Annotated in this window: 20 protein-coding genes; 7 read left to right on the top strand and 13 right to left on the bottom strand. The window is 34.3% G+C overall.

Features of this window, described 5'->3' with window-relative positions:
* Positions 1–28 precede the first annotated feature (28 nt).
* The 3 genes from HGP29_RS13175 to HGP29_RS13165 form a co-directional block, all read right to left on the bottom strand.
* Positions 29–475, bottom strand: a complete 447-nt coding sequence (locus HGP29_RS13175; protein ID WP_168882893.1) for a hypothetical protein — start codon at positions 473–475, stop codon at positions 29–31.
* Positions 476–575: 100 nt separating this feature from the next.
* A complete protein-coding gene (locus HGP29_RS13170; protein WP_168882892.1) occupies positions 576–902 on the bottom strand; it encodes a hypothetical protein in 327 nt (108 codons plus the stop codon).
* Positions 903–999: 97 nt separating this feature from the next.
* Entirely contained in the window at positions 1,000–1,896 is an 897-nt protein-coding gene (locus HGP29_RS13165; protein ID WP_168882891.1) for a hypothetical protein, read from the bottom strand.
* 144 nt (positions 1,897–2,040) lie between these two features.
* Here HGP29_RS13165 and HGP29_RS13160 point away from each other — a divergent pair, with 144 nt between their 5' ends.
* The 4 genes from HGP29_RS13160 to HGP29_RS13145 all read left to right on the top strand — a co-directional run bounded on the left by HGP29_RS13160 (position 2,041) and on the right by HGP29_RS13145 (position 7,087).
* A complete protein-coding gene (locus HGP29_RS13160) occupies positions 2,041–2,574 on the top strand; it encodes a Crp/Fnr family transcriptional regulator (protein ID WP_168882890.1) in 534 nt (177 codons plus the stop codon).
* A gap of 62 nt (positions 2,575–2,636) precedes the next feature.
* Entirely contained in the window at positions 2,637–3,209 is a 573-nt protein-coding gene (locus HGP29_RS13155) for a DinB family protein (protein ID WP_168882889.1), read from the top strand.
* Between the two features lie 412 nt (positions 3,210–3,621).
* On the top strand, positions 3,622–5,361 hold the full coding sequence (locus HGP29_RS13150) for an ABC transporter ATP-binding protein (protein ID WP_168882888.1): 1,740 nt from the start codon (positions 3,622–3,624) through the stop codon (positions 5,359–5,361).
* Positions 5,362–5,578: 217 nt separating this feature from the next.
* A complete protein-coding gene (locus HGP29_RS13145) occupies positions 5,579–7,087 on the top strand; it encodes a SulP family inorganic anion transporter (protein ID WP_168882887.1) in 1,509 nt (502 codons plus the stop codon).
* Positions 7,088–7,134: 47 nt separating this feature from the next.
* On the opposite strand, the gene HGP29_RS13140 is transcribed toward HGP29_RS13145, so the two are convergent.
* Positions 7,135–9,450 (bottom strand): outer membrane beta-barrel protein, encoded by a 2,316-nt coding sequence (locus HGP29_RS13140; protein ID WP_168882886.1) that lies wholly within the window; start codon positions 9,448–9,450, stop codon positions 7,135–7,137.
* A gap of 346 nt (positions 9,451–9,796) precedes the next feature.
* Between HGP29_RS13140 and HGP29_RS13135 the strand changes: the two genes are divergently transcribed.
* The gene (locus HGP29_RS13135; RefSeq protein WP_168882885.1) at positions 9,797–10,396 is read left to right on the top strand and encodes an outer membrane beta-barrel protein; all 600 of its coding nucleotides are present in this window, start codon (positions 9,797–9,799) and stop codon (positions 10,394–10,396) included.
* Positions 10,397–10,451: 55 nt separating this feature from the next.
* Here HGP29_RS13135 and HGP29_RS13130 read toward each other — a convergent pair whose 3' ends face one another.
* Entirely contained in the window at positions 10,452–10,814 is a 363-nt protein-coding gene (locus HGP29_RS13130) for a hypothetical protein (RefSeq protein ID WP_168882884.1), read from the bottom strand.
* Between the two features lie 143 nt (positions 10,815–10,957).
* On the opposite strand from HGP29_RS13130, the gene HGP29_RS13125 reads away from it, so the two are divergent.
* Positions 10,958–11,674, top strand: coding sequence for a hypothetical protein (locus HGP29_RS13125; RefSeq protein ID WP_168882883.1), 717 nt, complete (start codon positions 10,958–10,960; stop codon positions 11,672–11,674).
* Positions 11,675–11,730: 56 nt separating this feature from the next.
* Here the strand turns inward: HGP29_RS13125 and HGP29_RS13120 are convergent, their stop codons facing one another.
* The gene (locus HGP29_RS13120; RefSeq protein ID WP_168882882.1) at positions 11,731–12,741 is read right to left on the bottom strand and encodes a 2-hydroxyacid dehydrogenase; all 1,011 of its coding nucleotides are present in this window, start codon (positions 12,739–12,741) and stop codon (positions 11,731–11,733) included.
* A gap of 250 nt (positions 12,742–12,991) precedes the next feature.
* A complete protein-coding gene (locus HGP29_RS13115; RefSeq protein WP_168882881.1) occupies positions 12,992–13,768 on the bottom strand; it encodes an MOSC N-terminal beta barrel domain-containing protein in 777 nt (258 codons plus the stop codon).
* A 135-nt stretch (positions 13,769–13,903) separates the two neighbouring features.
* Between HGP29_RS13115 and HGP29_RS13110 the strand changes: the two genes are divergently transcribed.
* Positions 13,904–14,320: a hypothetical protein gene (locus tag HGP29_RS13110; RefSeq protein ID WP_168882880.1), complete on the top strand. Its 417-nt coding sequence runs from the start codon at positions 13,904–13,906 to the stop codon at positions 14,318–14,320.
* A gap of 57 nt (positions 14,321–14,377) precedes the next feature.
* Here the strand turns inward: HGP29_RS13110 and HGP29_RS13105 are convergent, their stop codons facing one another.
* The 6 genes from HGP29_RS13105 to HGP29_RS13080 form a co-directional block, all read right to left on the bottom strand.
* Positions 14,378–14,788, bottom strand: coding sequence for a DUF1761 domain-containing protein (locus tag HGP29_RS13105; protein WP_168882879.1), 411 nt, complete (start codon positions 14,786–14,788; stop codon positions 14,378–14,380).
* Between the two features lie 55 nt (positions 14,789–14,843).
* On the bottom strand, positions 14,844–15,500 hold the full coding sequence (locus HGP29_RS13100) for an SCO family protein (protein WP_168882878.1): 657 nt from the start codon (positions 15,498–15,500) through the stop codon (positions 14,844–14,846).
* Positions 15,490–16,092, bottom strand: a complete 603-nt coding sequence (locus HGP29_RS13095) for a toxin-antitoxin system YwqK family antitoxin (RefSeq protein ID WP_168882877.1) — start codon at positions 16,090–16,092, stop codon at positions 15,490–15,492. Before HGP29_RS13095 ends, HGP29_RS13100 begins: the two co-directional genes overlap by 11 nt.
* The gene (locus tag HGP29_RS13090) at positions 16,064–16,924 is read right to left on the bottom strand and encodes a YHYH protein (protein WP_235958300.1); all 861 of its coding nucleotides are present in this window, start codon (positions 16,922–16,924) and stop codon (positions 16,064–16,066) included. Before HGP29_RS13090 ends, HGP29_RS13095 begins: the two co-directional genes overlap by 29 nt.
* Before the next feature lie 169 nt (positions 16,925–17,093).
* A complete protein-coding gene (locus HGP29_RS29070; RefSeq protein ID WP_168882876.1) occupies positions 17,094–22,130 on the bottom strand; it encodes a glycosyl hydrolase family 18 protein in 5,037 nt (1,678 codons plus the stop codon).
* Between the two features lie 395 nt (positions 22,131–22,525).
* The gene (locus HGP29_RS13080) at positions 22,526–22,711 is read right to left on the bottom strand and encodes a hypothetical protein (RefSeq protein ID WP_168882875.1); all 186 of its coding nucleotides are present in this window, start codon (positions 22,709–22,711) and stop codon (positions 22,526–22,528) included.
* Positions 22,712–22,835 lie beyond the last annotated feature (124 nt).

Genomic DNA, 22,835 nt, shown 5'->3' with positions numbered 1-22,835 from the left:
CTGTGGATTAGACATAATTGTCCATGGGTTAAAGAAGTGAGGGTGGGCCTCGTTTTCCAAATACAAAATGGGGTATGAGTGATGTTAGGATGTGGTTTATGCTTACAGAATTCACCTTCTGTTCAACATAAATAGGTTGTAAAACCACCATCAAAAAAGCTGTTACTTCTCTGATCTCCTTGGGTACTTTTAGTAGAACTTCTTCTCTACTTTCCTCAAGTAAATTTACAGATTCAGCATGTTGAATTTGCCCAAGAATACAAGACAGGAAGTCATACAGATTAGGATCGCAGTGTCCTTTATGTTCGAAATGGGCATTTTTCTCAATACCACATTCGTCTACATTAATTGATGGGGTATGGCAAAAATTTGCCTCATCGCTGCTATCATGATTATGGCCAATAAAGGTGTGTACTACTCCCAAAGAGTAGGACAACAAAACCATAAATGATATGTATAACTTCAATTTTTCCATCAATGCAAATTTAGGAAAAAATGAGTTGCAACAATAAGGCAAAAAAGATTTTTTGATAAAGAGCGTGTATTATAAAAATCAAAATGAATTTAATACGCTATCAGAAAATAGAAATTTGTTCCATTTCATTTCCATACCACACTCGGTCACCATCTTTCTTTCCTTTAAAGATTCTATACAATGGTGAATCTGTAGTTAGGCCAACAACCCTTTTACCTTTAATTTTCATATCAGGTAATTGCGTACCTACTACAAATATTGAACTTTTGGTTTCAAACACTACTCCTTTCGAGATCTCATCAAATGGTTTTAGGCGCATAATGTATTGTATACGCTGCTTGATTTTCTCTTTTCTTTGGGGTGTTCTTGCACTTAATTCAACAGCTTCTAATAGACGTCTGTAGAATTTCACTTTCTTAGAATACATATGACGATAAAGTTAATTTATATTGTATAGGAATATAACCATTAAGAGATACAATATCAACAACTTAATTATCAAATATGTTCAGTATGACAAAAAACTATTTCTTCACCCAAATTTCTATATTCTCTGGGCTTCTCCAGATAAAATTCAATGGCTTACTAGCCGAAGACTTTTCAGGGTCATTATAAAAAAAGATGCCAACATTTGGAACCGCCATTCCCCATTTTGAAGACATTTTAGTTTCCCCTCTTCTAATCATGGCTAATTGAATAAAACCCTTAAACGGGTAAGCTATGACTACTACTTCTCCTTTGTTTGCCAATTCTTGTGCCTCTGTTAAAGTGGTAGCATTAGCTTCACCAATCATTTTCCATTGGCTATCCGCAGAGATTTTATCATAAGCTTCTGTCATCGTTAGAAAAGAACCTCCTACATAGGGATCTTTGAAATCATCGATATTATAAATTTCTGTAATAGCTTTTGCTGTTGTTTGTCGACATTTCAGAGGGTCAATACTTTTGGCATAACAAGTAGTAAATTCTTTAATATAGCTATTTAATACCTGATCAATCTCTTCATCAGAAAGCGTTGACTTTTTACTATTCTCTTCCACAGGTTCAGATAATAAATCTGTATCACTTTCCGCTGACTCATCTAACTTTGATAATAAGAACGTACCAAGGTCTACATTTTCCTTATTGAAGTACTCTCCTTTAAACATGTATTGGGCAATCACTTTACCTTCAAACCTTTCACCGTTAGGCTGTATTAGTTTGATCTTACCATCACTTCCTTTTTCTCCAACTAATTTCACTTTTTCATTAGTGGATTTATAAATGCAAAAACCTTCTGCTTTATTATCATCACCAATACTAAATCGTACTCTTACTTCTAATTCAGAATTAATTAACCCTTCAAAAGCTAAGTCCGTTTGTGAGAATGCATTACCAGTAGAATATAAAAGTATGAATGTCAGTACTATGTTTTTTAACATGATGTATAAGTTAGATAACAAAAAACCGCAGTAACTATAAATATATTCTTGAGATATACTTTATAGATGCTAATTTTAAAAGTGTAGATTCGTTTTTCTTATCGCGAAATTAAACGTTTTTTTAGTATAACAAGACTTTCACTTATGAAAGAAGCTCAACTTTTAGAAAAAATCATTACATCAGATCTGCTCCCTTCTAAAGAGAAAGTTTTTAAAAGAGGTGAACTATTACAAGAAGTAAATTCTATTGCAAATGAAGTCTTCGTGATAATAGAAGGTGCAGTTCAAGTGATATTTCATGATAAAGAAGAATATATTATCCGTTTGGGATATAAAAATTCTATTATCGCTGCAATTCCTGCTTTCTTTTATGAAACTCCTACTAACCTAAGTATTGAAGCAATTCGAACTTGTAGAGCAAAAGTGATTAAAAAGAAAGATTTTGATCAAATTATTGAGACACACCCTGAATTTCAAAAAGGTTTACAATATCTTCTTGTTGATCTTATTCGCCAACAAAGTGAGCGAGAAATAGATTTACTGATCAATTCCCCTAAAGAAAGAATACGAAGAGTCATGGAACGCAGCCCTCAACTTTTCCAAGAGGTCCCGTTAAAATATATAGCTACCTACCTACGCATGTCTCCTGAAACTTTAAGTAGAATTCTAAAATCTTGATCTCAATCAAGATTCTTTGTCGATATTCTATTGAATTTTGGGTAACACTAAATCTCAATACTATGAAAGTCAACCAAGAACAATTTTTACAACAACTAATTGAAAACGTTGAAGACAACCTAACTTCTGTAAATGAGTACATGGAGTTATCTGATGAGGAACTGAATACTAAATACGATGAAAAAAGTTGGAGTATACTTGAATGTATGGAACATCTAAATAGATATGGAGATTATTATATCCCATATTTAAAGAAAGCGATGAACACATCACCTCAAAAAACAAAAGATATTTATAAAGGAGGATGGCTTGGAAATTATTTTGCCAATATGATGCAACCAAAAGGCGGAAGTATCTCCAATAAAATGTCAGCCCCTTCAGATAAAAATCCAATTGGAACAACTCTAGATCGAGTAGTACTTAGTGTTAGAAAAAAACAATGTACACAACTACTTGAGATTTTAGGGCACTCTTTTGATAAAAATATAAATAAACCAAGAATACCTATAAGTATAAGTAGAGTAATCAGACTAAAATATGGTGACACCTTACACTTCTTAATTGCACATGATAATAGACATACCCTACAAGCAGATAGAATAATGTATTCTATTTCCAACAAAAACACCATTTAAAATAGGTGATTTCTATTATTTCATACAATAAATTGCAGTATTAGATGAAAACACTGAATTGAATAAAGAATATCAATGTAAACAGATACATGCATTTACAATTTTTTGTACTTTTATAATGAACCAAAAGTTTATAGACCCATTATTAAAGACATTAATATACCCAAATACTAACTATGATTACACAATTACTGTGAAGCCTGTTCAAAAAGAACAGGCTTATTTTTTTCCTATTTTTCACAAAAAATCTATGCTAGTCTAGTTCTCACTATATTCCGTAAAAAATTAATCTAAAATTAGTCGAAAAAGAAGTTTTTTTTCAATACCGAAAAGTATCAAATTATTGAAATAAAATTGGTAGCTTTAATTAACACTGTCGGATTTTACAATCAAATTTCAATTCCCAACCAACATGTCTAAAAAGAAGGTTTCAATCAGTAAAGTCTTTAAAGAAATAGTATGGCCAAGAAGAAAGTTGCTATTAATAGGACTACTTCTAATTATAATTAACCGTTTGTGCGGGCTTGTTCTACCGGGAGCAAGTAAATATTTAATGGATGATGTGATCACCAATCAAGATTATGAAATGCTCAAAAAGTTAGTCATGGTGGTTGTCCTTGCCATATTTTTCCAAGCATCCACAGGTTTTTTACTTACCCGACTTCTTTCGGTTGAAGCACAACGACTAATTGCCCATTTAAGAGCTAATGTACAACGACATGTTATCTCTTTACCAATTAGTTATTTTGATAATACTAAATCTGGAGTTCTGGTTTCTAGAATAATGAGTGATGTTGAAGGTGTCCGTAACTTAGTCGGAACAGGATTGGTACAACTTATTGGAGGAACGATTACAGCTATTATTTCTTTGGTATTACTAATAAAAATCAGTTGGTCCATGACTGTATTTGTTCTCGTTCCTGTTTCCATTTTTGGGATGATTTCGATGAAAGCCTTTCAATTTATACGACCGATTTTCAGAAAACGTGGCAAGATAAAGGCGGAAGTAACAGGTAGACTCACTGAGTCTTTAAATGGTGTCAGGATTATTAAGGGTTTTAATGCTGAAGAAGAAGAAAATAGGATTTTTGAAGAAGGTGTAGATAAGCTATTTAAAAACGTCAAGAAAAGTCTGACAAGTACGGCAATTATGACAAGTTCGTCTACCTTTTTACTGGGTATAGCATCAACAGGTATTATGGGTATTGGTGGATATAAAATTATGCAGGGAGAGTTAACCATTGGTGATTTCCTAGCCTTCACTTTATACTTAGGTTTTATGATTGCCCCTATCGTTCAGATGAGTAACATCGGAAGCCAATTAACAGAAGCATTTGCTGGTCTAGATAGAACAGAGGAAATAATGAATGAAGCAAGTGAAACAGATGACCCTTTAAGGACAGAAGAAGTTAGTGACCAAATTAAAGGAGATATTGAACTTAATAATATTGAATTTGCTTATGAAGACAATAAAAATGTTCTTCACAATATTTCATTTAAAGCTAATGCTGGATCTATTACTGCCTTGGTGGGTTCATCGGGTTCTGGTAAAACAACCATTGCAAGCTTAATTGCTACATTCCTTAACCCTACTTCTGGTACTATTACATTAGATGGACAAGATTTAAGAAAAGTACACCTACCTAGTTTCAGAAAGCACTTAGGTGTTGTTTTACAAGATGATTTCCTATTTGAGGGAACTATTGAAGAAAACATCAAATTCTCCAACCCTGACGCCACCAATGATGCACTATTAAAAGCTGTAAAAGCGGCTTATGTAGACGAATTTACGGATCGATTTGAAGAAGGCTTGCAAACCGTTATAGGAGAAAGAGGTGTAAAACTATCTGGAGGGCAACGTCAAAGAATTGCTATCGCCAGAGCCATTATTGCTGATCCAAAAATCATTATTCTAGATGAAGCCACTTCTAGCCTTGATACTGAAAGCGAAGCTCTCATTCAAAAGTCCCTTAATGTTCTAATGAAAGGTAGAACTACCATCGTTATTGCACATAGACTAAGTACTATTCAAAAGGCTGATCAGATCCTTGTTATGAATCAAGGAGAAATTATTGAAAGAGGTACACACCAAGAACTTATCGATAAAAAAGGGCGCTACCATGAATTGTATAAATACCAAGCTAGAATTTGATTTCACATCAAACATTAAAAACACAAAAGAATCATAACATTAATAATTTCAGATACTATTCAATAAAATAATAATTTATGTTTAATATTAAACTTATTAAGTTAAGAGACTAAAAATAGAAAAAAGGTCATTGTGATGGTTAATAATAGACTCTTTATTTGTAGTGAATTACATACAATTTACTTATTTAATTATTTGTCTATTATTAACTACTACAATGAAAACCAATACTTTATTTAGTAACATCAACAAAGACTTTCCTGCAAGTATAGTGGTGTTTCTAGTCGCCCTACCACTATGTCTTGGAATTGCTCTAGCATCTGGGGCTCCATTATTATCGGGTATCATCTCTGGAATAGTTGGAGGTGTTGTTGTCGCATCCTTTAGTGGGTCTGCAATTGGTGTAAGTGGCCCTGCCGCTGGTCTTGCGGTTATTGTTTTCCATGCCATTGATGACCTTCATTCGTTCGAGGCCTTCTTATGTACTGTTGTATTAGCTGGTGCTATTCAGATTGTACTTGGCTTTTTAAAAGCAGGGGTAATTGGATACTACTTCCCTACATCTGTCATTAAGGGTATGCTCACTGGTATTGGGGTAAACATCCTAATACAACAAGTTCCTAATGCTTTAGGGTATATCGGTCCAGAACATGAACTGACCTTATCCTTATCAAACATTACATTTGGTGCTATCCTTGTTTGTGCAGCTTCTTTGTTTATTCTTATTATTTGGGACAAACCCTTTATGAAAAGAAACAAAATTGTTGCTCAGATTCCTGCTCCATTAATTGTAGTTGGTTTTGGTATTGGGTATTACCTGCTTACTCAAGGTAACCAAGAATGGGGATTAATGACTGACCAACTTGTTCAGATTCCAGTGATTCATAATTGGGATGAATTTGTCGCTACGTTCCACTTCCCCGATTTTTCTGCAGTATCTAATCCTAAAGTATATACAATTGCATTTACGATGGCTATTGTTGCTTCTTTAGAAACTTTGCTATCGGTAGAAGCGGCAGATAAATTAGATCCACAGAAAAGAAATACACCAACTAACCGAGAGTTAATTGCACAAGGAACAGGTAATATCATTTCTGGTATGATTGGAGGATTACCAATTACACAAGTAATTGTGAGATCATCTGTGAATGTCAACTCTGGAGGAACATCTAAGTTATCGGCAATTTCGCATGGTATTTTACTATTTATCTGTGTTCTTGCGATCCCAGAAATATTAGATTTTATTCCATTAGCTTGTTTAGCTGCGATTTTGCTTCAAGTAGGTTACAAATTAGCAAAGCCTGAAAACTTCAAGATGATGTATTCAAAAGGCTGGACTACTTTCTTACCTTTTATTATAACTGTAGTCGGTGTAGTATTTACCGATTTATTGGAAGGTATCGCTTTGGGCTTAATTGTCTCGGTAATTGAAATTGTCTATAATTCTATACAGAAGCCTGTGGCCGTAGATTTTCAAGCCAATACTATCGATCAAGGACCGATTAATATTGAACTATCACAACAAGTATCCTTTTTAAATAAGGCTAAAATCAAAAAAATACTAGATGAGCTACCAGAAAATTCTGAAGTGATCATCAACACATCTAAAAGTGAAAGTCTTCATACTGATGTGAGTGACATTATTGACCAATTTATAACTGAAGGGTCATTAAAGAAAAATATAAAAGCTTCTTTAGTGAGTAGTCCTCAACAACAATTGGCATAAATAAAAAAAGTCATCCTATCTGAATCGAATAGGATGACTTTTCTTTTTTATATCGAATAGAAAGACCAACTAAAACCTAACCTTACCTGAGACGGTAAATCTAAATCATACTCACTCTCAAATTGAGGTGAATAGGTCTCTCGATAATATCTTCTAGTTTGAAAAATATCTTGAGCACTTACCCATATTTTACCTTTTCGTTTTGCAACATATCGGGATACATTGACATCAACACCACTGGCCGGTACTAAATTACCATTGTACTCAATTTTCTGAGAAACATAATACCCTACAATTCTAAATCGATAATGTGTAAAGAATTTAGCTTTATAAGTCATTTTTGCATTATAAACCCAAGCCGATAACGGTAATCTTTCATCTACTCTTTGGTTATAAATGTCTTGGTATAGGTTTCCAGAAAGAATGATAGATTGATTTTTTGCAACATGCCAATGTATATACATACTTGTTCCAATGGTATGCTTATCAACGACATTATCAAAGGTGGAAATAATAGTATCCCCTTTTGTCTGATAAACCCTTTCAACCCCATCCATAATATTTCGATAAAACAGCCCTAACCTTGTCGACACCTTATCTTGCTGATTGGTAACATTCAACGACAATTTCTGAAACTTCTCCAACCCCAAATTAGGGTTACCAAAACTTATAAATAAAGGGTTATTATCATTTACTAGAGGGTTCATCTTGTATTCAGAAGGGGTGTTCATTCTAAATGAGTAAGAGATATTTCCCATCCAATTCTCATTGAACTTCTTATTCAAACTTGCATTTGGATTGATCACTAAAAATGAATTATTCGTATCAAAAAGTGTATCAGGTGCGGCCACTTCTGAAGTAACGATAGAATTTTCAACAACCGCTCCTACATTGAAAGATACATCATTGTAAAACTTATAATTCCAAGAAGCATACCCTGAGAACTTTTGATTTAGGTAGTCGGTATTCTGAGAACCTCTACCTCTCTCTTCCTGATCGCCTTCTGATGTGATATTGTAATACTTTTCATTCGTTTTTTGAACTTTGGTATAGTTTCTAAAACCTGTTGTTAAAGTACTTCGTTCATTAAAAGGGTGGATATATTTTAAAGATGCAAAGTAGTTTTGTGCAGGTCTTTCTCTTTCTGTAATTCTCGTATCATTATAGCTCCACGAATCCTTATCTACATTGTAAGTATTCGTTCCATTACTATTGTATTGATCGAAAGAGTCCATAGACCACCTTGCTCTAAAAAGAAGTTTTCTACCTTCCTGCATAAAGTGCTTATCATAATTTAGCTGTGCTTGCAGCTTATGAGTAGTTCTATCGTTATAAATAGACCTATAGTTGATCCTAGGGTTAAGATTATCTACGTCTGTATTTTCTAAATATTCTACTTCATCTCCTTGTAATTCATGTTCTCTTTGCTGCCAAGTAAGAAGTAATTTCAGCTTATCATTTGCAGAAAGAGCATAAGAAGTAATCCAATTGACGTTATAGTTTGTTTGCTTTGTTACGTCATCTCGAACTGCTTCTCTATAATTTTTATCGTAATTTAAACGACTACTTTCTCTGGATGTTGGTGTTTCTATGTTCTGGTAGCTTAGGTTTAGTGTTGTTGCCCAACGATCATTAGACCTCGATACATTAACATTACCTTTGTATTGTTCTGGTATACCACCTTGAATTTGTACTCTTGCATGGTTACCCAACTTTACATTTTCTTTCAAAATAATATTGATAGCAGAACTTGCAGAAGTATATTCAGCTGGTGGATTATTTAGCAATTCCACCCTATCGATCATTTGCATGGGGATCTCCTCCAATGGATTCTCCAAATCCGATTCTTCACCATTGACTAGAATAACGACGGTTTCGCCATTTGATGTTACTTCTCCATTTTCATCAATCGTTACAGAAGGCATACCTGAAATAATATCCTCCATATCTGTTCCACCGTCATCATCAACATTAAAACTCATGCCGTTGGCTGTCATGTTTACGTTTTCTCGTTCGGCGGTTACGGTAACCCCTTCTAGTTCCGTAATATTCGATTCTAATAAGACTTTACCCAATGAAATGTCCAATTCATCAGTAACAGATATTATCCTTTGGTAAGGCTTATAGCCTGTAAAGACAAACCTTAAAGTATATTCATCGTAGCCTTTTGCAGACATTGAAAATTTACCATCAAAATCGGTAGTAGTCACTGCATATATGCTATCTCCTTTTACCCATGCGATATTTACAAAAGGCAGTAGTTCGTTTGATTCTGCATCTAACACAATACCGGATATATTTTGTCCAAATCCTGGTAATGTATAAAAGATGATGCAAAATAAAGTAGTCAAAATTCTTCTCATCTCAAGAAAAAGTTGGTTGTTGTTCACAATTAATATTAAATGCTTCGGTATTCTTACAAATTTACTTATTGAAAATTATCATACTCATCTGCATCCTTATTATTTGTTAAATTGAATTATAACATACAACAAATAGATTTTCAGAAACAATTTTGTATCAATATCTTATGGAAATGGTCAAAATAGGTTTTGTGTTTGTTCAAAATAGTTCAGTTTTCATTCAAAAAATGACTTTTAAAACCATTTAATACAATAAAATCTTATTTAAGTTAAATTTATTGAATTTCTCTACTTATCTTTGTGACAACTAAATATAAATCCTGCAACCTATTCACTATAACTATAAATGATCAATCAAGGTATTAAATATATCATTTCACTTTTTCTTTTCTTCACCATAAATACGCTATTACAAGCACAAAGTAATTTTATGGTAAGCTATACCAATACAAAAGCTGTTGGTGATGAACAAGTGCTTGACCTCAATGGGGTTAATATTGAATGGAGAACTTTTATCAAGAAATCCAATTTCTCTGCAAGTATCAGTGCTGGATTTCAAATGTCTGCTCGTTCAGATTTTAATAGAGAGATAGATTCTGGCATTATTAGTAGTGATGTGAAAAACTTAAGAATTGTGCCTACGACATTCGGTATCAATTATCATTTTAGAAAAGGAAAGTTTTTCGAACCATATATTGGGATCAGTGGAGCCTCTTACTATATGACTAGAGATTTATACTTCTCCCTCCTCAGACAGACTCAAGATAATAGACAGACTGCTACTTTAGAAGAATGGAATTTTGGTATTTCTCCTGAAGTTGGCGTCATTACAAAAATATTTGATAAGGTAAATGTATTCGCTAATATCGAATATCACCATGTATTTGGAGATAAGCCACCATTTAACTTTCAATTTATGAGTTTTAATGTTGGTCTTATTTTCTAATAAAAAAGCCATCACAAACTAAATTGTGATGGCTTTTTTGATATACTATTTTTTACTACATAGCATACTCGTTGATAGGCTTGATAAACTTCAACTTATTGTTTTTGAATTTCAATAAATCTTTTCTACCTCTACCTAACGCAATACCTTCGTAGTCTGCAATAATCAATTTCTTTTTCCCGGCATCTTTAACCGTTAAAGTGATAAACTTAAAAGGAGAATCTTCGGGAGTAATAATAATTGTTTCTTTACCCGACTTAATTTTTTCTTTGATATAGTCAATGTATGGGTAAAGATAATCGCTCTCGTCTAGGCGCTTTTTCTTCATGTATTCTCTGGTCTTAATTACAATACCAGTAGTTAATGCTGCACCTGCCGCGATTGCTGTTACTAATGTAGTTGCCTGTTTTCTTTTCATAATCCTCTAAATAGTTTTCGATAATATTAAGATACGATGAATTTGGAGAATTGTTTAATGATTTTCATTTATTATAGAATAATTTTTTCCATGATATCAATATATTGAAACAAAACCTTTACAATCCATTGATTTACAACATCATGAAAAAATTATTATCTATAATCCTTCTCCTTTTCTCTCAATTTTCCTTTGGGCAATCCTTTGTCCCTGCACTTTCTGTATCAGGAATGGTCTCCGCAAAGTCTGCCTATGTCATAAAAAATGATGGTACTAAAATAGAGGGTAAAGTAACTTCTGCATCACTGACAAATAATATCTTAAAAACGGTAACGATGAAAACAAGTGATGGAGAAAAGATGAAATTCAAGGCGGAAGACATTAAACAGTTTGCTGTCGTTCCAAAAGATCTATTTAAGTTTGAGCAATCTATGACTGCTGGCTCAATCAAAGAATTAGCAGGTAGAGATTTTGCTGATGTAGTCGACCAAAGCCATGTATATTATGAACAAGCTATACTACCTGGGAAGAAAAATAAGTTTGCTCTTATGCAATTACTAAATCCAGGTTTTGATCATGTTGTGAAGGTTTACAAAGATCCCAATGCAAAACAAACAGGAGGTATTGGAGTTGCCGGAGTTAAAGTAACTGGCGGTATTGATAAATCATATTTGGTTTGTGATACAGGATCTAATAGAGCGGTCTTAATGGAAAAGAAAAAGTATAAAAAAGAAGCCCAGAAGGTGATATTTGATAAATGTCCTGAAGTCTTCAATAAATATTATGCTGGCGAAAAATTTCAGTGGAAAGATTTTGCAGAGCATGTTTACGTTTATGATCAGCTATGTGCAGATAAATAACAAAAGGGTCGCTTCATAATATTTGAAGCGACCCTTTTTTCTATATTTAGAATGAACTATGCTTTAATAGCTTCTGTGCCCACTCTGTTTACTAATTCTTCTCCATTTTCATAGGCAGTTAAGTTACCTAATGTTACTCTTGCAATTTGAGTTAACGCTGTATCTGTAAAGAAAGCTTGGTGACCTGTTACCAATACGTTAGGGAATGCCATTAGATTCATCATTTTCTCATCTCTGATTAATGTCTCTGACAAGTCTCTGAAGAATAGTTTTTCTTCTTGCTCATAAACATCAATGCCAAGGTAACCTAAATGACCTTTTGATAATGCTCTAATTGCTGCTTCTGTATCAATCAGTCTACCTCTTGAAGTATTGATCAACATCGCTCCTTTCTTCATTCTCCAAATCGTGTGATCATTAATGATATGGTGTGTTTGAGGAGTTAATGGACAATGTAATGAAATAATATCCGATTGATCAAGTAACTCATTTAATGAAACATATTTTAGTGTTCCATTCTTTTCTAATTCTTTGTTAGGATATAAATCGAAGCCTACCACCTTACAACCTAAACCTGTCATGATATTTGCGAAAATCTGCCCAATTTTACCGGTACCAATAATACCTACAGTTTTTCCATGAATATCGAAGCCAGTTAAACGGTCTAATGAGAAGTTACCCTCTCTTACTCTGTTGTATGCTTTATGTGTCTTTCTATTTAAAGTAAGAATTAATGCTAAAGTGTGCTCCGCAACCGCATATGGTGAATAAGCAGGTACTCTTAGGATCACAATACCATGCTTTTCTGCTTCTTCTAAATCTACATTGTTAAAACCCGCACAACGAAGAGCAATAACTTTTACACCAAAATCAGCAATAATTTTAATAGTTTCTGCATCAACTACGTCATTCACAAAAACACAAACAGCATCAAACCCTTTGGCTAATGGAGCAGTTTTAACTCTTAATCTAGATTCAAAAAATACTAACTCGTGATTAGTGCTAACTCCTTCTAGCTTAAAAAATTCTTTATCGTATGATTTCGTACCAAAAATAGCGACTTTCATAATAATATCTTATTTGTAAAACAGTAAATTTTATATAGTAAAAATAAGAGAATATTTTAATATACAATGATGATTTTCATTGACTTAAATATCATTTTTTACACTTAATTACACCGCTTTTTTATAACAACATTAAAGAACAGTAATTATTTATTTAGTTTTCAAGTGTTTATAAAAATGTTAAAATATCACTTATTGATCCAATAATCATCAAAATAATAGTGATGAAGGGAAAAATAATTTTGAACCCTTAAACTGTTAATTCAAATTGAGATGAAATTACTTTCCCTGCCGATGCTGAAGGGATATTAAGTACTATTCCACACATATAAGCATGAGCATATATTTGATTACTTAATAGATCGGGTTGTGTCGCTAATCTATTTTGCAAAAATTTCTTCTGAAAGCCTTTAACTACTTCTCCTGTATAAGAGTCTCTAGTAGGTACTGGACATCTTTCACAAGGTTTATAGCCATTGAGCTGTACATTATTAATAAAGAAAGGTTTGGGGTGTTGCTTATCAACTCCCATCAGTTCGTCCTCTTGGAAAGCATATTCACTGTTTATAATAAAGTTCATACGCATTCTCCTATTTACTTCTTCGGGGTCTAAATCAAACCACTCACCTACTAATTGGAAAGTTTGATTTGATACGAGACTCGCTCCAACATTTCCTCCATTGTGGTCAGGGAAACCAGTTGAAGTGTTTTCTAAAACATGAACTTCCTCCTTAAAATATTCAGATAAAAATGCATTTAACTGTGTATAATCTCCTTCTAATAGAAAGTTTTCTTTTGAAGCATCACCAATACCAAGGGCAACTGTTTTATTATTTAGGTCAAACTCAGACCTTAATTGATGTACAGCTGGATATTTTTTTCCATTGACTGTTCTACCATCACTTTTTCGATGAATTGCCCACCTTCTATCATTTTCTAATGTTAAACCATCAGTGATTTTAACTTCATCCAAAACTACTGGATCTAAGGATTTGATAGGGAAAATTTGAATTCTTTCTAGTTTCATGGTAAAAATCTTTGTTGAAAATGGAAAATCGTGACAAAAGAACAGAATTATTAGAATTTTAACAAAATAAATGAATCTATTCAAATTGTATTACGTTTAAATCATTAACCATATACATCACTAAATAGTAAAACCATGAAGCATTTAATTCTAAAGAACGAAATCCACCTTGGCTGTCTATCAGTAGTACCTGAAGCAACCAAAATGCCTATTTCCCTCGGAGACATTATGGCTTACATGAACTTCCCCAACAATGAAATCGCAAAAAATGTTGTGGAAAGAGTATTCAATGAAAACTCGGGAAGCGTAGAAAATGAAGTGATGGTCAGAGAGTATTTCAATCAAAAATTCAATGTTGATGAAATTTTGAAATCTGCTCATTACAAATTTAATCATCAACCAAATACAAAAGAGGAAGCCGATGCTTATCTAGCTGAAGTGAACCTTGCTTGGGATGATTTTCTAGTAAAAGTAAATAACGGTTTAATGCAGGTGAGGTATTCATTACTTGATAGAATGTATACTTCTAGTGCAAATAGCCTATACCAATAATTATCATATATGCTGTTTTATAAAAAGGCTAACTTCTTTTTTGAAGTTAGCCTTTTTTTAGTGCCATGCGCCTATAATCGCACCTTGTATGGTGAGGAAGGTAATCTGATACCCTGCATCAATTAACCATAATTTTATACTTCTTCGTTGATATAAATAGTTAATACCCATTGACATTCCAACGAACATAATTCCAATTAGAAAGCCATGCATTGCTCCTTGTGTAACGTCGATAGTTGCCCCTGCATGACTGATTAGCATGGATATGCCAAAAGACATAATTAGCATGAGAACAAAGCTAGTCCCAAAAATGACAGCCATATTTGCTTCCTGTAAATATTCATCAGTAAAGCCTAATTCTTTTTGCCAAGCTTTTCCAAAAATGGCTGAATACCAAATTGCTCCTAGAATAAAAGAAGCAACTGCTGCTACTAATACAGCTAAAAAATTAATCTGAGAGAAGTCCATAGTTTTTGATTGAAGTAGAATAATATCAATCTATAATATACACTTCTTCAAAGTATTACCCAAAAATATTCTTTTTCTTCTCTGCTTTTAATGCTTCAATATCTTTTGCAAGTTGTCTCATATCCAGCTTTATGGTGCCATTGTAGATTCCTCTTATTCGTTTATCAGCATCTACTAAAATAACATGTTCGGTATGAAGAAAATCTGTAGAATCTTTTGTAAAACCTAGATCCTCTTCAGCAAAATAGGATTGTCTCGCCAGTTGATAAATTTCACTTTTATCTCCCGTTAGAAAATGCCAATTTTTAGATTGGATCTGTTGCTTCTCAGTATACTCTTGTAATACTTCAACATTATCTATCCAAGGTGTAACACTATACGACAAAATAGCTACCTCTTGATCATCACTAAATTCCTGATCTATTATTTTCATATGATTGGTCATCACAGGACAAATACTTCCACAGCTTGTAAAAATGAAATTTGCCACATGAATTTTCCCTTCTATATCTTTTTGGGTGATTTGTTGATTGTGCTGATCAAGGAATGAAAAATCGTTGATTTCATGAGTGATCTTGCGATCAATATCTTTTTCGTTATTTAGAAAAATAGGTGTAAAATCAGGTGTATTATAAAATGGCAATTCTTTTTCCTGTGATTGACATGAGAATAATACTATCGTAAATAATATCGTGATGAATCTATATTGCATTGTCGGATACGTTTATACAGTTCTTGGTCCCAAGTAGTCCATACCTCCTTCCGTCTTTTATTACATAGTTGGCTTTTATCTTGCCGTTGTCATACCAAACTTTTTGAGATCCTTCTTCTTGACCTAAATGATAATTTTGATCTCTTATTAAAATACCGTCCATTGTCCATGCTTTAGAATTTCCTTCATAAACATCATTGGACAATTCATAATGAAATTTTAAAGATCCATTCTGGTAGAAACCTTTATGATTTCCTTCTTTCTTTCCTAAATGGAAAAAACGTTTTTCTTTCATAACATGGTCAGGATAATATCTTGACCATTGCCCTTCTTTTTTTCCTTTATAATACCTTTTTACTCTTAGTGTATCACCGTTGGAGTAACTCCAATAAATTGCACCAGAAAAAGGTTGTTGATTTACATAAAAAATTCCTCCCTTTGCTTGATGGCTGACACTATCAACATGCACAGTTGGCAGATATTTGAAATCAACTATGTTCTCCTCCTTCTTGCCTTTTTGACAAGAGGAGAAGAAAATAATTAGGAAAAATAAGGTGATATATTTATTGAGTACTAGTGCCTGGTGTTCCATAATATCCATTTCCATTGATGTAAGGATCTTCCGCAGTAATATGGTAGTGATAAATACCATCAGGGTAATCTTCTGTTTCATGTGAGTGACCATGATAATCATCTAGATCATCATTAGTTACTGCTACATTATTCTCCATTGGGCCGTATACAGGGAAACCATCTAATAAGAAACCTAATAAACCATCTTGTCCTATCGATTCTTGTTCCGTTAAGTAATTAGGCTCAAGGTGATAATGGTATACTCCTGAACTCTGTGGGTGACCATTGTATTGATCAAAAGAATAAATCTCATTGGTCAACGGTTGATTATTCGGGCCCGCATACTGGTTAAAGAAAGCCACTCCATTTAAAGCAACTCCCATAGTTCCTAAAGCAGTCGCTTGATGATCTGTAGCCTCTGTTGGATATAATGGTATTCTTACTGTTCTATCTACAGATTGAATTACGTTAGGGTTTTGATTGAATGATCTTTCATCATTTTCTTCATAACGGTCTTGCCATTCAGATCCATCATAATAAGGACTGCCATGATCTGGAATACCTTCCATTTCGATCACTACATAGTCTCCATCTTTGTAGATATCTGTAGCTCCATAAATTTTTCTATATACTGCTAATTCATCGTCAGTGTCTATTTCTGAATCTGTATCTTCATCGGTATCAGAGTCAGTTTCTTCTTCTGTTTCAGAATCATCAGCATCAGAAGCTTCCTCTTCACTGTCTGTATCTGTCTGAGAAGTTGGATCCATAGTGTCATCAGCATCGGTAGATGAGCAGCTAGAAAAAGTAAATCCAATTAAAAAAAGTAGTATAATCAGTTTGTACCTCATAGTAAATTAAGTTTAAGTAATCTTTGTGTTCTTTTCAGTAAAAGAATAAGAATTGGTAGTTGTACTCATTTTAGTTGAAAAAATTTACGAAAAAATCATGCTAAAATAAAAAGGCCCTACCAAATGGCAGGGCCCACACTATATCACATGTTGTCTAATGATCTGAATATTATCTCTTTATAATTCTTTCAACAATCTGCTGATCGCCTACATTAATTTTAACTAGATATACTCCTGAAGGTAATTTTCCACCATCTAACTGAATAGTAGTACTACCCTTTTCAACATCTTGTGTAAATGATTCCATTAATCCTCCTTGTACATTGAATACCTGAAGATTTAATACTCCACTTTTCTGTGCTGTAATATTTACTTTAGTGAAGTTCGAGAATGGATTTGGATAACTTACTGCTTCTAATAGCTCTTTCGAAAGGCTATTGTCAGTAGTTATTCTTCTTACATTACTCGATAAAGCAGAATTCATTGCTGAAAGTAGACTTAATGAAGGATCTTCTACATCAAAAGTAAGTTCCCAAATAATAGTACCTTGTAAACCATTGTTTTGTGCATAAGACACCTTAGCAGCAGCACCTTTTGGTGTTTCAAAATAGATCTTTCTACCATCTTCAGCACCAACAAAACCACTTAATTGATTTGGATCTTGAGGATCATAAGAAGTTGCTGCATCTGGATATAAATCTAAAATTTCGTTGTATCCAATGAAGTAGAACCCGTTAGCACCTTGACCGGCATCTTTCTTCGTTAATGATAAATCATATCCGTAGAAAGGTACACCAATTGTCAATTTACCTTTGTTCACTCCATGACCAGAACCTTGCCATGTAGACCACTCTCCACTCCAATATTTCAATGAAGTTTCTACTGAGTAGATTGGATTATCAGCCGAGGCTTTAGTGTAATTGCTGTTATCCACTTCATATAAAGATGAGTGAGGACCAATAGGAGAATCATCCCATGAGCCTGTAAAGTCATATGTCATTAGACCTAACCAATCTAAATAACCTACTAGACCTGCATCATAGTTATTACCATACCAAGGTGTTGCAAAAACTGCACTTGACAATAGTAGAGATGGACGTTTAGCTCTTAATTTTTTAGCTAATAAAGTAAGGCCATAAGATGCAGGATGAGCACCTTGTTCTACTTCTCCACCCCACTTGTCTGTTCCTCTTGTTCTACCACCTTGCTCAGCAGTACCTGGAATTGCAGGATCTGCCCACCAGCACTCAAGGTCTAAATCAATACCGTCAAGATTATATTTATCTACAAAAGCTAATAATTTATCTGCAGTAACATCAATAATTGCAGGATTAGACTTGTATTGTTCCATTACTTTCAAGAAACCATAATCTATGGCTCCACCTACAGCAATTGAGATCGTTGCTCCTTGAGCATGTGCTTTAGGTACGATAATAGGAAGTAATGAATCTAAAACATGTTGAGATTCAGCAGAGAAATCACCGCTTGCAAAGTCACTAGCTGTATAAGCAGTACCCTCTTTCATATCAAACTCAAGGAAAGCAACATTTACATGCGTTACTTTTGAGTAATCAAGATCTCCTGGTGATCCTTTCCATGTAGGAACATAGCCAATAATTCTTTGAGCACCCGTTGGAGCTGGAGCAAATGGACCTGTTAGGTTAATAGAACCGTCTGCGTTAATATCATTCACTGATGATTGTGTAAACGATACTACTTTAGTTGCAGTTGTATTATTTCCTTGAGCATCTGTTGCAGAAGCTGTAATCACATAGTTACCAAATGAAGAAGGAGTAAATGTTGTTGACTTACCTTGAGTAGTTGCTCCATCAACAGTTAATGAAACATCTGTTACTTCTCCATTTTCATCTTGTGCATCCACCTCAATATCAATAGTAGTTAAAGCTGTGTATGTATCACCCGCTGGATGAACAAAAGTGATTGTAGGAACAACATCTCCTAAACCTCCATTTCCACAAACTTCACCAGTCGCTTGCCAAGGGTCACCATTGCCTGGCTCATTCCCTTGTGTCCACCATTTTGCACTATAGATGTTTCCGTTGAAAACTACCTGATCACCACCTGTATAAATTGTTTCACTATCCCATTCTGGATGAGGACATTCTACAACGAATGGTACTTCTTTTACATTTACTGACGAAGCAGCAGAAGCAGTTAATCCATCATTATCTGTTACTGTTACCTCTACCGAGTAGATACCGTAAGCATTTACTTCGTAGTTACCTTCGTTTACAACAATTCCATTCACTGTATATTCTACAGAAGCAATTGTTCCATCTTCATCTGATGACGTTGAAGATAAAACCAAGTTATATGGTAAAACCGTTTCAACTGTACCTGAAGCAGGGCTATCTAAGCTCACTACTGGAGCTAATGGTTGTGGCTCCGTCAATACAATTGTTGCTGAAACAGAAGATGATTGATTATCATTATCTGTCACCGTTGCTACAATAACGTATTCACCGTAAACAGAAGCATCAAATGAATTACCAGATACTTCTGTTCCATTTACTGTAACAACTACAGAAGTAACACTACCATCCTCATCAGAAGAGTTCGTTGATAAATCAATAGCATATGGTAAAGCATCCACCATTTTTGTCTCTGATTGAAGAGAAACAAAAGATACTGTAGGAGCTACAGGTTGTGGTGCCACCAATGTAACTTTTACTAGATCTGATGCTGTTTGACCATCGTTATCTGTAGCTGTCACAGTGAAATTATACTCACCTAAAGCAGTGATATCAAATGTTCCTTCTGAAATTGATGACCCATTTACTGCATATTCAACTGAAGTGATTGTACCGTCTTCATCTGTAGCATCCGCTACAACATTTACTGAGTAAGGGAATGAAGTTACTTCAACAGTTCCTGCATTTGGTGTTACAAAAGATACCTGAGGAGCAATTGGGCCTACTGAACATGGACCAATAGTTTTCCACCAGTGTTCAGCCGTACCTGGAGTTACGTTGTAAAGATTTCCAACAACTGCCTCATAGATTACTCCTTCATAACTTACTTGATCTCCCGAGTTGTAGATCATAGGGTAACCTTCATATTCTGCTACATCTCCACAGTTTCCACCACCTGTAGAAGTTTCTTCTTCAACCGTAATTGTTGATGATGCTGTAGCTGATGCTCCTTCATTATCTGTAACCGTTACGTTGATTGTATATGATCCAAAAGCCGAAGGAGTCCATGAAGCAGGAGAAGCAGTAAATGTTTGTCCATCTACTTCAATACTAGTTGAAGCAATTGTACCGTCTTCATCATTTGCGTCTACTACAATTTCAATTGCTTCTAAAGTAGCTACCGTTAATGTTGAAGCATCTGCAGGTGCAGTAATAGCTACTGTAGGTGCTACATTTGGCGTTGATGGATCTACCACCACTACTTTAGCTACTTTTGTTGTTGATTTCCCTTGATCATCTGTTGCCACAACTGATATAGTTTGCTCACCATATGCTGCAGGAACAAATGAAGCAGAATAAACTCCTTGATCTAAAGTAGCCGTTACTTCAACATCGTTTACTTTAACAACTACAGATGTAACAGACATATCATCCGATGCTGTAAATGTAAAGTCGATCGATGCTAAATCAGTTTGCTCAACTGATTCTGGTGCTGAGATAGCAACAACTGGAGCTGGATTTACAGGACCTGCGTTTTCAGCAAATACCTTGTTCACCACATGAACTAATTCAGGAACAGTACCTGGGCATGATGGATATCCACCAATTTTTCCTGTTTCTGGTCCTACTTTCCAGTCTGTATACACTTCCCAGATAATCACACCACCAATATTGTTATCAGTGATATATTCCGATTTTAAAGTGATTGACTCTTCATCATCATAAGAAGTAAAGTAGTTATTACCACCAGACGATTTTGTCATATATGGCACTTTTGCCACATCATCCCAATGTCTTGTCCATTCACCCGAAGCCAATGCTTCTTGGATTTGGAAGAAATATGGCGAACCTTCTGTTGCCCCCCAGTTATTTAAATCTGAAGCAGAACTTACAGGTCCATCAACAGAGAAAGTAACATCTTTTTTGATCGTAGGAACATTTACACCTGCGGCTCCATCAGTAACAACTCCTCTACCATAGAAAGCCATACCCATGTTTACTTTCGCAGGATTTACACCTAATGAATCTCTTAAATACGTAAACGTTAAATCCCATGAGAAATCACCCCACTCTTCTCCAGGGTAAGGATATAATGGAGAGTTATGACCTGCAATACCAGACCATCCACCATGAAAATCATAAGACATCATGTTGTAATAATCCATCACTTTATCCAACTCTTCCCACTCTAAATTCTTTAATTTAGCTGGAGCAGCAGAGAATGCAGCAGTAACCAAACGATCAGGGCCAACTAACGCTCTGATATCTTGCATAAGTACAGTGAAGTTATGATAATCATCTTCTGTACCTGTAAAGTTCATCCCTGCGAATGGGCCTGGATATTCCCAGTCGATATCGATACCATCAAAACCGTATTCATCAATAAGGATTTTACAATCGTCAAGGAATCTTTGTTTTTTAACTGGATCAGCAGCCATTTCTGGAAAGTGCTTACACATAGACCATCCACCAATAGATGCCATTACTCTGATACCATTATCATGAGCAATTTTAATCATACCTGGTGTTGGATATTCTGTAAGTGGCCATTCTCCTTGCTCACCTGTTTCAGTTCTTATCCAACCATTGTATGCACCACTTGGTTTAGGTTCATACCCTAATTCATAAAGAACATCATCCCATCCCCAAAATTCTTGAGGAGAACCCAAAACCATTGCTTGGTCATGAGACGAATACTTATCTGGATGTAGTAGATCTGCTGGCTGTTGAATCGTTCCTTCTTTATAGATCTGTTTGTTTCTTAAGTCTCCACTATGTAGAGAACCGTCAACCGCAACACCGAAGAAAGAGAAATTTAAAATAGTATACTGAGAGTAATCAATATTATAGTGATTTAATGATCCTTTCGGAATATTAAAGTCTTGGCCTTTCCATGCATCCCAGTTGGGAACATAACCAATAACTTCTTTTTCATGATCGTTGATAGAGTACGGAGAGCCTGAGTCTATTTGAGACCATACTCCTGCAATTGGCAACATTATCATGAGCCAAGTAAGAATTCCCATTCGGAATTTCTTGTGGATGTTGTTCATCTTTTTGATAGTTAGATTTAAAATGTAGTAGCTAATTAGTTTCTGATATTTACCTAGGATTCATCTAGAAGATAATGTGGACAGCTCTGAAGGGGACTGTCCGCTACGATTCATTTCAAAACTAAAACACAAATCAAAGCAAATAAAAAATGTATGTAGTACAATTAAGGATACATATACATTTCTCAATCACAAAAAAAAGGGTACAAAGAAAATCTAGCTATAGGGTACACAAAAGTCGAAAAACATCATTTTTGATATAAAAAACAAAGGTTCTAGGGGAGACACATATTACATATAAAAAATAAAAAAAGGTAAATCACTTAAAGATTTTTCTTTAGCGATTTACCAGGTGTTTGCGTGGGGTAGTTTAAATTAAGAGATACTTTTTCTTGTTATCTTTTGATGTGTAACTCATCAGAAAAGTAATTTTTTGAAAAAGTATAAGGAGTATCTTTCACCATTTCTTGTTGGTTTTTGTCTTTCGTTTCAGGTACATCATGATCAATAAATACTGCCATAACATACATTAAATAAAAAGGAACTAAGTAGAAAAAAGAGAGTAATGTCTTCGCTTTCATAAAATAGATTTTTACTGGCTTCTATTTAGTAAAAGATAAACGAAGTGAGATGTACTTACATTCATTAAAATATTTATGTATTTTCTTCTTTCTGTATAAAAAACAAAAATCATCCTCAGAAAAT

The sequence above is a fragment of the Flammeovirga agarivorans genome, assembly GCF_012641475.1.
In the GTDB taxonomy this organism is placed as follows: domain Bacteria; phylum Bacteroidota; class Bacteroidia; order Cytophagales; family Flammeovirgaceae; genus Flammeovirga; species Flammeovirga agarivorans.
This window is presented reverse-complemented; position numbering and strand designations above follow the sequence as displayed.

Excerpts from the sequence above, each read along its gene's own strand:
- HGP29_RS13175 (WP_168882893.1), bottom strand. The coding sequence starts at position 475 with ATGGAAAAATTGAAGTTATACATATCATTTATGGTTTTGTTGTCCTAC.
- HGP29_RS13170 (WP_168882892.1), bottom strand. The coding sequence starts at position 902 with ATGTATTCTAAGAAAGTGAAATTCTACAGACGTCTATTAGAAGCTGTT.
- HGP29_RS13165 (WP_168882891.1), bottom strand. The coding sequence starts at position 1,896 with ATGTTAAAAAACATAGTACTGACATTCATACTTTTATATTCTACTGGT.
- HGP29_RS13160 (WP_168882890.1), top strand. The coding sequence starts at position 2,041 with ATGAAAGAAGCTCAACTTTTAGAAAAAATCATTACATCAGATCTGCTC.
- HGP29_RS13155 (WP_168882889.1), top strand. The coding sequence starts at position 2,637 with ATGAAAGTCAACCAAGAACAATTTTTACAACAACTAATTGAAAACGTT.
- HGP29_RS13150 (WP_168882888.1), top strand. The coding sequence starts at position 3,622 with ATGTCTAAAAAGAAGGTTTCAATCAGTAAAGTCTTTAAAGAAATAGTA.
- HGP29_RS13145 (WP_168882887.1), top strand. The coding sequence starts at position 5,579 with ATGAAAACCAATACTTTATTTAGTAACATCAACAAAGACTTTCCTGCA.
- HGP29_RS13140 (WP_168882886.1), bottom strand. The coding sequence starts at position 9,450 with ATGAGAAGAATTTTGACTACTTTATTTTGCATCATCTTTTATACATTA.
- HGP29_RS13135 (WP_168882885.1), top strand. The coding sequence starts at position 9,797 with ATGATCAATCAAGGTATTAAATATATCATTTCACTTTTTCTTTTCTTC.
- HGP29_RS13130 (WP_168882884.1), bottom strand. The coding sequence starts at position 10,814 with ATGAAAAGAAAACAGGCAACTACATTAGTAACAGCAATCGCGGCAGGT.
- HGP29_RS13125 (WP_168882883.1), top strand. The coding sequence starts at position 10,958 with ATGAAAAAATTATTATCTATAATCCTTCTCCTTTTCTCTCAATTTTCC.
- HGP29_RS13120 (WP_168882882.1), bottom strand. The coding sequence starts at position 12,741 with ATGAAAGTCGCTATTTTTGGTACGAAATCATACGATAAAGAATTTTTT.
- HGP29_RS13115 (WP_168882881.1), bottom strand. The coding sequence starts at position 13,768 with ATGAAACTAGAAAGAATTCAAATTTTCCCTATCAAATCCTTAGATCCA.
- HGP29_RS13110 (WP_168882880.1), top strand. The coding sequence starts at position 13,904 with ATGAAGCATTTAATTCTAAAGAACGAAATCCACCTTGGCTGTCTATCA.
- HGP29_RS13105 (WP_168882879.1), bottom strand. The coding sequence starts at position 14,788 with ATGGACTTCTCTCAGATTAATTTTTTAGCTGTATTAGTAGCAGCAGTT.
- HGP29_RS13100 (WP_168882878.1), bottom strand. The coding sequence starts at position 15,500 with ATGCAATATAGATTCATCACGATATTATTTACGATAGTATTATTCTCA.
- HGP29_RS13095 (WP_168882877.1), bottom strand. The coding sequence starts at position 16,092 with ATGGAACACCAGGCACTAGTACTCAATAAATATATCACCTTATTTTTC.
- HGP29_RS13090 (WP_235958300.1), bottom strand. The coding sequence starts at position 16,924 with ATGAGGTACAAACTGATTATACTACTTTTTTTAATTGGATTTACTTTT.
- HGP29_RS29070 (WP_168882876.1), bottom strand. The coding sequence starts at position 22,130 with ATGAACAACATCCACAAGAAATTCCGAATGGGAATTCTTACTTGGCTC.
- HGP29_RS13080 (WP_168882875.1), bottom strand. The coding sequence starts at position 22,711 with ATGAAAGCGAAGACATTACTCTCTTTTTTCTACTTAGTTCCTTTTTAT.